The 12,697-nt window shown below is 71.8% G+C and carries 13 protein-coding genes; 3 read left to right on the top strand and 10 right to left on the bottom strand.

Features of this window, described 5'->3' with window-relative positions:
- The 8 genes from KUF83_RS07640 to KUF83_RS07605 all read right to left on the bottom strand — a co-directional run.
- The coding region (locus tag KUF83_RS07640; protein WP_217453811.1) for a TerD family protein at window positions 1-527 on the bottom strand (527 nt) is incomplete at its 3' end.
- 55 nt (window positions 528-582) lie between these two features.
- Window positions 583-804 carry a hypothetical protein gene (locus tag KUF83_RS07635; RefSeq protein WP_217453810.1) on the bottom strand — a complete coding sequence of 74 codons (222 nt, stop codon included), beginning with the start codon at window positions 802-804 and terminating at the stop codon, window positions 583-585.
- Window positions 805-911: 107 nt separating this feature from the next.
- Window positions 912-1,901, bottom strand: coding sequence for a zinc-dependent alcohol dehydrogenase family protein (locus KUF83_RS07630; RefSeq protein WP_217453809.1), 990 nt, complete (start codon window positions 1,899-1,901; stop codon window positions 912-914).
- A complete protein-coding gene (locus KUF83_RS07625; protein ID WP_217453808.1) occupies window positions 1,898-2,779 on the bottom strand; it encodes a carbohydrate ABC transporter permease in 882 nt (293 codons plus the stop codon). The genes KUF83_RS07630 and KUF83_RS07625 overlap by 4 nt, the downstream gene beginning before the upstream one ends.
- Window positions 2,776-3,717, bottom strand: coding sequence for a carbohydrate ABC transporter permease (locus tag KUF83_RS07620; RefSeq protein WP_217453807.1), 942 nt, complete (start codon window positions 3,715-3,717; stop codon window positions 2,776-2,778). The genes KUF83_RS07625 and KUF83_RS07620 overlap by 4 nt, the downstream gene beginning before the upstream one ends.
- Entirely contained in the window at window positions 3,714-5,081 is a 1,368-nt protein-coding gene (locus KUF83_RS07615; RefSeq protein WP_217453806.1) for a sugar ABC transporter substrate-binding protein, read from the bottom strand. Before KUF83_RS07615 ends, KUF83_RS07620 begins: the two co-directional genes overlap by 4 nt.
- Before the next feature lie 110 nt (window positions 5,082-5,191).
- Entirely contained in the window at window positions 5,192-5,962 is a 771-nt protein-coding gene (locus KUF83_RS07610) for a DeoR/GlpR family DNA-binding transcription regulator (protein WP_217453805.1), read from the bottom strand.
- A 291-nt stretch (window positions 5,963-6,253) separates the two neighbouring features.
- Window positions 6,254-7,078 (bottom strand): NAD(P)-dependent oxidoreductase, encoded by an 825-nt coding sequence (locus KUF83_RS07605; protein WP_217453804.1) that lies wholly within the window; start codon window positions 7,076-7,078, stop codon window positions 6,254-6,256.
- A gap of 275 nt (window positions 7,079-7,353) precedes the next feature.
- On the opposite strand from KUF83_RS07605, the gene KUF83_RS07600 reads away from it, so the two are divergent.
- Both KUF83_RS07600 and KUF83_RS07595 read left to right on the top strand, forming a co-directional pair.
- Window positions 7,354-8,295 (top strand): 5-dehydro-4-deoxyglucarate dehydratase, encoded by a 942-nt coding sequence (locus tag KUF83_RS07600; protein WP_217453803.1) that lies wholly within the window; start codon window positions 7,354-7,356, stop codon window positions 8,293-8,295.
- Window positions 8,292-9,467, top strand: coding sequence for a hypothetical protein (locus tag KUF83_RS07595; protein ID WP_217453802.1), 1,176 nt, complete (start codon window positions 8,292-8,294; stop codon window positions 9,465-9,467). The genes KUF83_RS07600 and KUF83_RS07595 overlap by 4 nt, the downstream gene beginning before the upstream one ends.
- Here the strand turns inward: KUF83_RS07595 and KUF83_RS07590 are convergent, their stop codons facing one another.
- On the bottom strand, window positions 9,468-10,742 hold the full coding sequence (locus KUF83_RS07590) for an MFS transporter (protein ID WP_217453801.1): 1,275 nt from the start codon (window positions 10,740-10,742) through the stop codon (window positions 9,468-9,470).
- Between the two features lie 139 nt (window positions 10,743-10,881).
- Window positions 10,882-11,859, bottom strand: a complete 978-nt coding sequence (locus KUF83_RS07585; RefSeq protein WP_217453800.1) for an NAD(P)-dependent alcohol dehydrogenase — start codon at window positions 11,857-11,859, stop codon at window positions 10,882-10,884.
- A gap of 172 nt (window positions 11,860-12,031) precedes the next feature.
- Between KUF83_RS07585 and KUF83_RS07580 the strand changes: the two genes are divergently transcribed.
- Entirely contained in the window at window positions 12,032-12,643 is a 612-nt protein-coding gene (locus KUF83_RS07580; protein WP_217453799.1) for a TIGR03086 family metal-binding protein, read from the top strand.
- Window positions 12,644-12,697: the final 54 nt, after the last annotated feature.

The raw sequence follows: 12,697 nt of genomic DNA, 5'->3' as shown, positions 1-12,697 counted from the left end.
GGGGCGACCGGGGCCGGGGCGGCCGGTTCCTCGACGGTCACGCCGAAGTCCGTGGCGATGCCCGCCAGGCCGTTCGCGTACCCCTGGCCGACCGCTCGGGCCTTCCACGCGCCGTTGCGCAGGTAGACCTCGACGATCACCAGGGCCGTCTCCGAGCCGAGCTGGGGCGGGGTGAAGGAGGCGAGGACCGAGCCGTCGTCCGCGTTGCGGATGGTCGCCGTCGGTTCGACGCCCTGGAACGTCTGGCCCGCGGCGTCCGGGCTCGCGGTGACGACGATCTTCTCGATGCCCGGGGGCACGGCGGTCGTGTCGACCGTGATCGAGTCGGGGGTGCTGCCGCCGCCGGAGCGGTACGTCACGCCCTGGCCGGTCGGCTGGTTGTAGAAGATGAAGTCGTCGTCGGAGCGCACCTTGCCGTCGGCGGTGAGCAGCAGGCCCGAAACGTCGAGCCGCACCGGGGCGGCGACGTCCACCGTCACGCGGGTGACGGGGAGAGGGATGTTCGAGCCGGGGGTCATAGCTGTCATGCCGGGTGAACGAGCGGACCCGCTTTACCGTTCCCTTACCAAGCGGCCAATTGGGTCAGCGTCGGTTGCGGGGGTGGTCGCGGGCGGTGCGTTCGTTTCCGCGCTTGTAGTTGCCCGTCCAGCGGGCCATGACCAGCTGCGGGTCGCCGGACTCCACTTCCGCGAGGAACTGGACGGCCCTCGGACCACGGAGGGTGGTGGCGGGACGGGTTCCGTGGGTGATCGTCACGGTGTCGTCGGGGTGGTGGGCGTAGGCGAAGCCGTGTGGGCGGGGCATGGGGGGATGGTAGGCGGGCGAGGCCCTGCCGCCCCAAGGGTTTTCGCCCCCGGTGGCTTGTCGGGCGGTTCCCCGCGCCCCTTTCCGGGGCGCGGGGGCCGATCCTCCTACGGGACCACCACGATCTTCCGGCCGACGCCCGAGGCGAACTGCTCCAGTGCCTGCGGGTACTGGTCCAGGGGCAGCCGGTCGCTGATGAAGACGTCCGGGTCCAGGACACCCGTCGCGAACAGCTCCGCCGCCCGCTCGAAGCTGTGGAGCACGGCCATCGAGCCGGTGATGGTGATCTCCTGGTTGTAGATGCGGTACGGGTCGATGGTGACCCGTGTCGCGTAGTCGGCCACGCCGAACTGCAGGAACGTGCCGGCCTTCGCGACCCGCTCGAGTCCGTCCTGGATCGCCGCCGCGTTGCCCGTGGCGTCGACCACCAGGTCCCAGCCCTGCGGCCGGTCCAGCTCGTCGGCACCGGTGGCCGTCGCCGAGACACCGAGCCGCTCGGCCGTGGTCAGCCGCTGCGGGTTGATGTCCACCACGTCCACGCTCGCCGCCCCGGTCCGCTTGGCGAGCTCCAGCATCATCAGCCCCATGGTCCCGGACCCGTAGATCAGCACGTGGGCGCCCAGGCGGGAGTTCAGCACGTCGTAGCCCCGCACCGCGCAGGAGAGGGGTTCGACCAGGGCCGCGTCCTGCGTACGGATGTGCTCGGGGAGCTTCACGCAGTTCGCGACCGGGGCGAGCGCGTACTGGGCGGCGCCGCCCGCCGTGGTCACGCCGATCGCCGCCCAGCGCTCGCAGAGGTTGTTGTGGCCCGTACGGCAGTACCGGCACTCGTAGCAGTAGAGGGAGGGGTCGACGGCCACCCGGTCGCCGACCGAGAGCTCCGTGACCTGCGTGCCGACCCCGACGACCTCGCCCGCGAACTCGTGCCCGGGCACGATCGGCAGCGCGGGCGCGAACTCGCCCTGGAGGATGTGCAGGTCCGTGCCGCACAGCCCGCAGGCCGCGACCTCCACGACGACCTCGCGGGGCCCTGGCGTCGGGTCCGGGACCTCGGCGACGACGGCCTTTCCCACGGACTCGATGACGGCGGCCTTCATTTCACGGCTCCCAGCGACAGGCCCTGGACCAGTTTGTCCTGGGCGGCGAACCCCGCGGCGAGCACCGGCAGGGAGATGACGAGCGAGGCGGCGCACACCTTCGCCAGGAACAGGCCCTGGCTGGTGATGAAGCCGGTGAGGAAGACGGGGGCCGTCTCCGCCACCACGCCCGTGAGCACCCGGGCGAACAGCAGTTCGTTCCAGCTGAAGATGAAGCAGATGAGGGCGGTGGCGGCGATGCCCGGAAGGGCGACGGGCGCCACGACCCGGGCGAGGATCGTCGGCAGTCTCGCGCCGTCGATCTGCGCCGCCTCGATGATGGCGACCGGCACCTCGGCGAGGAAGGACTGCATCATCCACACCGCGATCGGCAGGTTCATCGACGTGTAGAGGATGACCAGGAGCCAGATGTTGTCCAGCATTCCCGTGTTCTTCGCGAAGAGGTAGATCGGCAGGAGGCCCGCGACGACCGGCAGCATCTTCGTGGAGAGGAAGAAGAACAGGACGTCCGTCCACTTCTTCACCGGGCGGATGGAGAGCGCGTAGGCCGCGGGGAGGGCCAGGAGGAGGACCAGGAGCGTCGACACGAGGGACGCCACCGTGGAATTGATCAGCGCGGGCCAGGGGCTCGCCCCGCCGCCCGTGCCGAAGAACTCGCGGTAGCCGTCGAGTGTGAGCGCGGCTCCGATGGACGGTGGGTTGGTCGCCGCGTCCTCCTCGGAGTGGAAGGACGTCAGCGCCATCCACGCGATGGGGAGGAAGAAGACGACGCCGGCCAGCCAGGCGACCAGGCCGAGGCCCCTTCCCTTGACGCGGCGGGGGCCGGGCCGGTCGGACCCGGTGGTGCGGGGGCGTTCACGTACAGCGGTGGCGCTCATGCGCGGCCCACCTCCTCGCGGAACAGGGACGAGACCACGCGCAGGGCGAAGGTCGCGATGATGATCGAGCCGATGACGACGAGGACGCCGGCAGCGGAGGCCAGGCCGTTCTCGTGGGCCTGGTAGAAGCTCTGGTAGACGGTGTAGGGCAGGTTCGCGGTGCCCAGGCCGCCGGACGTGATGGTGAAGACCGCGTCGAAGTTCTGCACGATGTAGATCGAGCCCAGCAGGGCGCCCAGTTCGAGGTAACGGCGCAGGTGGGGGAGGGTCAGATAGCGGAAGACCTGCCAGTCGCTCGCGCCGTCGACCTTCGCGGCCTCGATCTGCTGGTGGTCGCGGCTCTGCAGGCCCGCCAGCAGGATCAGCATCATGAAGGGCGTCCACTGCCAGATGAGGGACATCTCGACGGCGAGCAGCGGGGTGGTGGAGATCCAGTCGGGCTGTGGTCCGCCCACATAGTGCAACAACCCATTGAGCAGGCCGTATTCGGGGTTGTAGAGCACATGCTTCCAGAGCAGGGCCGCCGCCACGGGGACCACCAGGAAGGGCGCGATCAGGAGCGTACGGACGAGGCCGCGCCCCCGGAACCTCCGGTCGAGGAGGAGGGCGAGGCCGAGGCCCAGGACGAGGCTGACGAGGACGACGGTGGCCGTCAGCAGGATGGTCGTCCAGACCGACTTGCGCAGGGCCGCGTCGGTGAGGACCTCGGAGTAGTTGCCGAAGCCCGTGAAGCTGCGGGCGTCCGGATAGAGGGAGTTCCAGTCGAAGAAGGAGATCACCAGCGTGGCCACGAACGGGAGCTGGGTCACGGCGATCATGAAGATCAGGGCGGGCAGGAGCGGGGCCCGGGTCGCCCAGGCGCGCAGGCGGCCGGAGGGGGGCTTCTTCTCCGTGCGTACGGATGGTGCGGCCACGGGGGCTGTCGTTGTCGCGGTCATCGTCCCTCGTACTCCTCGGCGATCTCCTCGGCCAGCTTCTGGGACTTGTTCAGGGCCGACTCGACGGACTGGCGCCCGGCGATGGCCGCGCTGATCTCCTGGGAGACCTTCGTGCCGAGATCGGTGAACTCGGGGATGCCGACGAACTGGATGCCGGGCGCGGGCCGCGGCTGCACCCCCGGGTCGGTGGGCCGGGCGCCCTCGATGGCCTCCTTGGTCATCTCCTGGAAGGCGGCGGCCTCCTTGCGGTAGGCGGCGTTCGTGTACGTCGACGCGCGCTTGCCGGCCGGGACGTCGGACCAGCCGACCTTGTCGCCCACCAGCTGCTCGTATTCCTTGCCGGACGCCCAGGAGACGAACTTCCAGGCCTTGTCGGGGTTGCGCGACGCGTCCTGGATGCCCCAGGCCCAGGTGTAGAGCCAGCCTGAGGAGTCCGTCTTCTCGATCGGCGCCGGTACATAGCCGATCTTGCCTTTGACCGGGGACTTCGCCGACTCCAGGGATCCGGCCGCGGACGTGGCGTCGTACCACATGGCGACCTTGCCCTGGGTCATGTTGTTCAGGCACTCGGCGAAGCCGGCCTGGGCCGCGCCGGACTCGCCGTGCTCGCGGACGAGGTCCACGTAGAACTTCGTCGCCTTCTCGAACTCGGGGGAGTCGAGCCGCGCCTTCCAGTCCTTGTCGAACCAGGTGCCGCCGAAGGTGTTCACCACGGTGGTGAGGGGAGCCATCACCTCGCCCCAGCCGGGCAGGCCGCGCAGGCAGATGCCCTTCATCCCGGACTCGGCGCCGTCGGCCTCGGCGGCGAGTGCGGCGACCTGTGTCCAGGTCGGGCGCTCGGGCATCGTGAGGCCCTTCGCCTCGAACACGTCCTTGCGGTACATCAGGAAGGACGACTCGCCGTAGAAGGGCTGTCCGTAGAGCTTGCCGTCCTCGCCGGTGAGGGACTGGCGCATCGGCTTGAGGACGTCCTGCTCGTCGTACGCCGGGTCCTTGGCCACGTACGAGTCCATCTCGTGCAGCCAGTCGTTCCTGGCGTAGATCGGTATCTCGTAGTTGGACAGGGTGGCGACGTCGTACTGGCCGGCCTGGTTGGCGAAGTCCTGGCTGATCTTGTCGCGGACGTCGTTCTCCGGCAGCACGGTGAAGTTCACCTTGATGCCGGTCTCCTTGGTGAAGTGGGCGGCGGTGAGCTTCTGCAGCTCCATCATCTGGGGGTTGTTGACCATGAGGACGTTGATGGAGTTGCCACCGGAGCCCGCTCCGCCCGCTCCGGCCCAGCAACCGGAGAGCAGCGGGGCGAGCAGCGTCCCTGCGGCGGCCGCGGCGAGCGCGCGCGGCCTCCGTCGGCTCTGGGTGCGCATGGATCACTCCTGGATGTATCAGTACATTTCGGATGGCCTGGGGGAGTGCGATGCCTCTGTAGTGGGTCGGGTGGGCGGTCGGAGGTGCGGACTCTGTGGCGGGATCTTGTTCAGACCCGGACGACCTGAGGGCCCTGCATCGAGTAGCGGTGGGCCTCGGAGGTGGGGAGGAGGGTGCTGGTGACGATCGCCTCCAGCGCGCTGATCTCGGCGAACCGGCAGAAGCTGACGGCGCCGAACTTGGTGTGCACCCCCGCGAAGACCGTGCGCCGGGCGGCCCGGATCGCCTGTGCCTTGACTTCGCTGACGGCCGGGTCGGGGGTGGTGAGGCCGTGTTCGCGGGAGATGCCGTTGGCGCCGATGAACGCCAGGTCGATGACGAAGCCGGCGAGCATCTTCGTCGTCCAGTGGTCGACGGTGGCCAGCGTGCCGGGCCTGACCCGGCCGCCGAGCAGCAGCACCGTCGTGTGGTCGGCCTCGGCGAGCGCGCCCGCGGTGGCCAGGGACGCGGTGACCACGGTCAGTGGCCGGTCCCGGGGCAGTGACTCGGCGATGAGCTGCGGGGTGAAGCCCTCGTCGACGAAGACCGTCTCGGCGTCCCCGAGCAGCTCGGCCGCCGCGGCCGCGATCCGGCGCTTCTCCGGTACGTGGCTGGTGGCACGGAAGGCGAGTGTGGTCTCGAAGCCGGCGCTCTCCACGGGATAGGCGCCGCCGTGGACACGGCGGACCAGTCCGTGGTCCTCCAGGGCGCGCAGATCCCGGCGCACGGTCTCCTTGGCGACGCCCAGCTCGGCCGCGAGCGCGTTCACGTCGACGGCGCCGGTGCGGCGGGCGGTCTGCACGATCTCCCGCTGACGTTCCTCCGCGCTCATGCCCGACACCTGCTTCCGCTCACCCGCCCACTGCCCGTTCGGGCCCGGTGGGGCCCATGGGGGAAGTTCTACAGCGGGTGCGCGTCACTGACCAGGTCTGTTGCGGCTCCGATGGCGCCCGTGTGTGCCCGTTCGACGCGACCGCTGCCCGCGTCGGACCTGCGGGGGAGCGGAATTCGGGCAGAGGGCATGCCCGAACGACGGGACGGGCGGGCCCGTTCGGTGCCCGCCCGCCCCGTGAGGTGGTCGTGTGGAGTGGTTCGACGTGTCGGCGGGGCCGGTCGCGGCCCGACGCCGGTGTCAGTACGGCCACACCGGCGGGTTGGTCACGAAGGGCCCGCCGAGGCAGGCGTGGTCCGGGTTCCCCGGGTCCAGCTCGCCCTGCTCCGCGATCAGCTTGTCGGCGTACTGCTCCGAGTCGTCCTGGGGTTCGTAGCCGAGTCCGCGGGCGGTCGAGAGGTCCCACCACAGGCGGGTGTTCGCGGAGGAGCCGTAGACGACGGTGTGCCCGACGTCCTCGGCGGTCAGGGCGGCGTGGAAGAGGCGGGCGCCGTCGCCGGGGCTCATCCAGACCGACAGCATGCGCACGCTGGTCGGCTCCAGGAAGCAGGAGCCGATGCGTACCGAGACGGTCTCCGTGCCGTGCTTGTCCCAGTAGAACTGCGCCAGGTCCTCGCCGAACGACTTCGACAGGCCGTAGAAGGTGTCCGGGCGGCGGGGGGTGTCGATGGGGATCAGCGCGCCGGGTGCGTGGGGCGCCTCGCCCTCGGGGCGCGGTGTGAAGCCGACCGCGTGGTTGGAGGAGGCGAAGACGATCCGCCGGACGCCTTCCTCGCGTGCGGCCTCGTAGAGGTTGTACGTGCCCTGGATGTTCGCCTTGAGGATCTTCTCGAAGGTGGACTCCAGGGAGATGCCCGCGAGGTGGATGACGGCGTCCACGCCTCGGACGGCCTCGCGCAGGGCCTCCTTGTCGCCGAGGTCCGCGGTGATCGCGTCCGGCTCGCCCTCGATCGGGAGCACGTCCAGGAGGCGCAGCTCGTAACCGTAGGCGGGGAGCAGCCCGCGCATCAGGGTGCCGAGGCCGCCGGCGGCGCCGGTGAGCAGAACGGTGCGGGGAGCGGGCATCCTCGGGTCTCCTTGAATCAGCAGCCGTATTCGTGTACGGCATTCACATCTGTGGACACGCTAGGGATGTGTCACGGCCGCGTCAAGTGTCGCGCGACACGGGAGGAACCGCTGCCCCTTCCGCTTCGTTTCCGGCCCTCTGTTGCTCCGGGAATGCGGGTTTGCCCGCTTGACCGGCCCCAAGAGAGCGCTTTAGCGTGGCGGTGTTCAGAGATATGGACGCCAATCAGAAACGTGCACGGGTGGCGTGTGCGTGCCTGCTCTAGGGAGAGCCCGTGACGTCAGCCCCCCTTGCCGCTCGACTCAGTATCCCGAGCGGGCCGCTGTTCTTCCCCGTCACGGCGTACGACCGTGACGGTGCCGTCGACCTGGACGTCTACCGCGAGCACGTCCGCCGGGGCGTCGAAGCCGGGGCCGCCGCCGTCTTCGCCTGCTGCGGCACGGGGGAGTTCCACGCGCTCACGCCCGAGGAGTTCCAGGAGTGCGTCCGGGTGGCCGTCGAGGAGACCGCGGGCCGCGTGCCCGTCGTCGCGGGCGCGGGATACGGAACGGCCCTCGCGGTGCGGTACGCGCGGCTCGCCGAGGAGGCCGGCGCGGACGGGCTGCTCGCCATGCCGCCGTACCTCGTGGTCGCCGGGCAGGAGGGCCTGCTGCGGCACTACGCGGAGCTGGCCGCCGCCACCTCGCTCGACGTCGTCGTGTACCAGCGGGACAACGCCGTGTTCACGCCCGAGACCGTCGTCTCGCTGGCCCGCACCGAGGGGATCATCGGCTTCAAGGACGGGACCGGCGACCTCGACCTGATGCAGCGCATCGTGAGCGCCGTGCGGACCGAGGTCCCGGGGGACTTCCTGTACTTCAACGGGCTGCCGACCGCCGAGCTCACCGGCCTCGCCTACCGCGGCATCGGCATCACGCTGTACTCGTCCGCCGTCTTCTGCTTCGCGCCCGAGATCGCGCTCGCCTTCCACCGGGCCCTCGGCTCGGGCGACGACGCCACCGTGAACCGCCTGCTCGACGGCTTCTACCGGCCCCTCGTCGAACTGCGCGCCCTGGGCCGTGGGTACGCTGTGTCGCTGGTCAAGGCAGGCGTACGGCTGCGGGGGCTCGACGTGGGCGAGGTGCGGCCACCGCTGCACGAGCCGGCCGAGGAGCACGTCAAGCGGCTCGCCGAGCTGATCGAGCGGGGCCACGCGCTGGTCGAGGAGGGCATGTGAAGGCGTCGACCTTCGTCTATCCGTGGGACGTCAACGGCGACCCCGAGGCGGCAGAGCGCATCGCCGGGCTCGGCGTGCGCCAGGCGACGCTCGCGTCCGCGTACCACTCCACACGCGCGCTGACGCCCCGTCACCCCCGCCGTCGCATCGTGACCGCGCTGCACGCGGCCGTGCTCTACCCGGTGGACGCCGGGCGCTGGCAGGGGCGCCGGCTGCGGCCGTACGCCGCCGGGGACTGGGCGCCGGGGGACGCGTACGGGGAGGCCGCCGCGGCGCTCGCCGGGGCCGGTCTCGACGTGCACACCTGGGTGGTCCTCGCGCACAACTCCCGTATGGGCGAGGAGTTCCCGGACACCTCCGTGGTCAACGCCTACGGGGACCGCTATCCGTGGGCTCCCTGCGTCGCGCAGCCCGACATGCGCGCGTACCTGGCCGACCTCGCCGTGGAGGCGGCGGTACGCCCGGGGGCGGCGGGCACGGAACTGGAGTCACTCGGCTGGTACGGGCTCCCGCACCTCCACGCCCACGACAAGACGGCGGGTGTGGCGCTCGGGGACGCCGGGACGTACCTGATGTCGCTGTGTTTCTGCCCTTCGTGCCGCGACGGGTACGTGCAACTGGGTCTCGACCCCGACGAGTTGGCGGCCTCGGTCCGGCGCTCGCTGGAGCCCGTGTGGCGCGGCGGGGGCCCCGACGGGGGCTGGGAGGCCGTCGAGAAGCTGCTCGGCGGTGAACTCGCGACGGCCACCCGCGCCTGGCGCGACTCCGTCGCCCGCTCGCTCCAGACGGATGTCGTCGGCGCCGTGCGCGCGGCGGCCCCCGAGGGCTTCCAGATCCTGCTGCACGCGGACCCGGAGTCCTACCGCGTGGGTGCGAACGCCGGGGTGGATCCGGAGCACATCCTGTCGGTCGCCGACGGCGTGGTCGTGCCGTGCGCCGCAGGGCCCGAGCCGCTGGCCCCGTTCGCCGGGCACGCCTCCGGGGGGAACGTGCTGGCGGCCAACTTCCCCGTGGTGAGCGGGATGGGCGGCAGCCCGGCGACCCTCGTCGAGGACGTGACCCGGGCGGCCGGGGCGGGTGCCACCGAAGTGCGGCTGTATCACGCGGGGTTGGCGTCCGACGAGGACCTGTCGCTCGTGACGGAGGCGCTCGCCCGGCTGGGAGCGCGGTAGTCAATCCGCCGGTCCGGTGGGGGCCTGTCGCGCGGTTCCCCGCGCCCCTACCGGGGCGCGGTGCCGCAACAAGGGCGCGACCGTGACGAGTCGTGTGATCCCGAGAACCGCCAACAACACGCGGTGGTCGACGAGTTCGACCAGGCCCGCGCCCAGTGCGAGTCCCACCGCGGTCGGGGCGAACAGCAGCGTGTTGGCGGTCGCCGTCGTGCGCCCCAGCAGGGCGTCCGGCGTTTCGCGCTGGACAGCGGTGAGTGCCGCGATCAGCACGCAGGGGAGCCCGACGCCGACCGCCGCGGCCGAGGCGAGGACCACCGGGTCGTACGGGAGCGAGCGAACCGTCACCGCCACGGCCGTGAGCGCGATTCCGTACCCCGCGAACCGGCGTTCGCCCAGGCGCCGCAGGAGCGGGCCCGCGGCCAGGCCGACCGCCACCGAGCCGACGCCTTGGGCGACGTACAGGACACCCACGTACGCGGGCGAGTGGCCGAGGCCCTCGGCCACCGCGTAGACCAACGCGCCGTTGAGGCCCGAGAAGAGCATGGTCGTGCCGCCCGCGAGGACGAGCGGGCGCAGGGCCGGGTGGCTCCACACGTAGCGTGCGCCTTCGGCCGTTCGGGCGCGCCAGCCGGCTGGGGCGGGGGCCGTGAGCGGCTTCGGCTCGTGGACGCGCAGGAGCGTGTAGAGGCCCGCGGCCAGGGCGAAGGTGAACGCGTCCAGGAGGGCGACGCGGGCGCCCCCGTACGCCGCGTACAACCCCGCCCCGGCGAGCGGCGCGAGCAGCTTCATGCCTTCGTTGGCCGTCATGCGCAGGCCGTTGAAGTCACCGAGGAGCCTTGTGTCGACGGCCTGCGCCACCAGGGCCGACTCCGCCGCGTCATGGACGACGCCCGCCGCTCCGTAGAGGAGGAGGACGGCGAAGAGGATCCACAGGGTGCCCGCCGAGTCGACCGCGAGGAGGGACAGGAGGAGCACGGCCAGGCCCAGGTTCGTCCACACCAGCAGCGGCCTGCGGCGCGTCCGGTCAGCGAGGGCGCCGAGGGCGGGGCCGATCAGGGTGGGCGCCCAGAGGGCGAAGACACAGAGCGCGGCCAGGCCGTCCGAGCCGGTCAGGTCCTTGACCCAGATCCCGGACACCAGCCACATCGCCGACGTGCCGAATCCTGAGACGACGACCCCGCCCAGGTACAGACCCGCGTTGCGGTCCCTCAGCACGCGCCCCGCCGCCCACTTCGTCCGGGCCGTCCGTGTGGTCCGCGCAGGTCGTGTCGTCATGGCTGTTCATCGTGGGGCTAAGGCCCCGGGGCGGGGATCGGGCAGGTGCCCTAGCCCGTGGACGTGCCGGGGGCGGCCGCCGCCCGGCCGCCAGGGTTCCCGCGCGGCGACCGGCGAGGGCCGCGATGCGCGGCGGACCTCACCCGGTGGTGACGGTGACGACGAGCTTGCCCCGGGGGTGGCCCTGCTTCAGATGACGGACGGCTTCGGCGGCCTCGGCCAGGGGGTAGACACGGTCGACGGGCGGAGTCACCGCGCCCTTCTCGGCGAGCTCCTTGAGCGTCAGGAGGTCCTCGCGGCGGGCCACGGAGACCAGGTTGCCGAGGTGGTGGCCGACGAACGGCGAGAGCAGGACGGCCCGCAGGCCGCGGCTCATGCCGCCGAAGAACGCGGTCCCACCCTCGCCGCCGACGATCACGAGCGCGCCGCGCGGGGTCAGGACGCGGCGGAGGACGGGCAGGGGGCGCAGGCCCGCGTTGTCGACGACGACGTCGTAGCGGTGCGGCCCGTCCGTGATGTCCCCCCGCGTGTAGTCGATGACGTGCGCCGCGCCCTGGGACCGTACGAAGTCGGCCCCGCCGGGGCCGCAGACGCCGGTGACCTCGGCGCCGTACATCGAGGCGAGCTGGACGGCGTAGCAGCCGACTCCGCCGGAGGCGCCGATGACGAGGACCTTCTGGCCCGCGCGCGGGCGGGCCCTGCCGCTCAGGGCCTGGAGGGCGGTCATGCCCGACACGGGCAGGGCCGCGGCCTGTTCGAAGGTGAGGTTCGCGGGTTTGGGAGCGAGCTTCGTGGCCTTGGCGCGCGCGTACTCGGCGAACGAGCCCTCGCAGTTGCCGAAGACCTCGTCGCCCGGGACGAAGTCGGTCACCTTCGCCCCGACGGCCTCGACGCGTCCGGCGCCGTCCCAGCCCCGCACCGGGTTCCTGGGCCTGCGGAGCCCGAGGACGGCGCGGGCCACATGGGGCCGGCCCGTCATGAGGTGCCACACCTCGGGGCCGACGCCGGCCGCGCGCACCTCGACGAGCACCTCGTCGTCGCGGGGCACGGGGCGGTCGATGTCCCGCAGTTCGAGGAGGTCCGCTGAACCGTAGGCATCCTGAACGATCGCCTTCATGGCGTGGCACCCCTTCGCGGTCCCCGACACCGGTCGTCCCGGCTGCACCGAGCATCTCGGCGGTTCGCACGCCTGACCAGACTCCTGAGCACGATCGTGGGAGCGGGACCGATGAGTTTCCGTACGGCCGGCGGTCTACCCACCGAAGACCCCGTGACGAGAGGAGCCCAGCATGGGCGACGGCGCTACCACCCCGGCAACACTCGACCTGGGGCCGCAGGCCCGGATCGTGGCGCGACTCGCCGAGGAGGTGCGAGAGGACCAGCTGGCGGGCGCGACGCCGTGCCCGGAGTACGCGGTACGCCATCTGCTCGGGCACCTGGCCGGACTGTCCGAGGCCTTCCGGGACGCCGGGCGCAAGAGCCTCGGGGCCACGACGGACATCGACCCCACCTCCTCCCCGCTGCCGGACGTGACATCCGGCTGGCGCGCCGAACTGCCCGCGCTGCTCGAGGAGCTGGCCGAGGCCTGGCGTGACCCGGCCGCGTGGACGGGGCAGACCCGGGCGGGCGGCGTGGACCTGCCGGGCGAGATCGCGGGCGTGGTCGCGGCCGACGAACTCGTCGTGCACGGCTGGGACCTGGCCCGGGCGACGGGTCAGGAGTACACCCCTGACGCGGCGGCCCTGCGCGTGGCGTACGAGATGCTGGCCGCGTCCACCGACGACCCGGACCGCGACAGCATCTTCGGCCCGGTGGTGCCCGTACCGGACGAGGCGGCCCTCCTCGACCGGGTGATCGGGCTGAGCGGCCGGGACCCGGGCTGGGGGACCACCACCGGCTGAGCGGGCGGTGGCGGGGCGGCCCCGGGCACCGCGTCCCCGGCCCCCGCATCGGCG

Source organism: Streptomyces sp. BV286 (assembly GCF_019090165.1).
GTDB lineage: Bacteria > Actinomycetota > Actinomycetes > Streptomycetales > Streptomycetaceae > Streptomyces.
The sequence above is the reverse complement of the archived record's forward strand: the minus strand, read 5'-3'. Positions and strand labels throughout refer to the sequence as shown.

Excerpts from the sequence above, each read along its gene's own strand:
- KUF83_RS07635 (WP_217453810.1), bottom strand. The coding sequence starts at position 804 with ATGCCCCGCCCACACGGCTTCGCCTACGCCCACCACCCCGACGACACC.
- KUF83_RS07630 (WP_217453809.1), bottom strand. The coding sequence starts at position 1,901 with ATGAAGGCCGCCGTCATCGAGTCCGTGGGAAAGGCCGTCGTCGCCGAG.
- KUF83_RS07625 (WP_217453808.1), bottom strand. The coding sequence starts at position 2,779 with ATGAGCGCCACCGCTGTACGTGAACGCCCCCGCACCACCGGGTCCGAC.
- KUF83_RS07620 (WP_217453807.1), bottom strand. The coding sequence starts at position 3,717 with ATGACCGCGACAACGACAGCCCCCGTGGCCGCACCATCCGTACGCACG.
- KUF83_RS07615 (WP_217453806.1), bottom strand. The coding sequence starts at position 5,081 with ATGCGCACCCAGAGCCGACGGAGGCCGCGCGCGCTCGCCGCGGCCGCC.
- KUF83_RS07605 (WP_217453804.1), bottom strand. The coding sequence starts at position 7,078 with ATGCCCGCTCCCCGCACCGTTCTGCTCACCGGCGCCGCCGGCGGCCTC.
- KUF83_RS07590 (WP_217453801.1), bottom strand. The coding sequence starts at position 10,742 with ATGACGACACGACCTGCGCGGACCACACGGACGGCCCGGACGAAGTGG.
- KUF83_RS07585 (WP_217453800.1), bottom strand. The coding sequence starts at position 11,859 with ATGAAGGCGATCGTTCAGGATGCCTACGGTTCAGCGGACCTCCTCGAA.
- KUF83_RS07580 (WP_217453799.1), top strand. The coding sequence starts at position 12,032 with ATGGGCGACGGCGCTACCACCCCGGCAACACTCGACCTGGGGCCGCAG.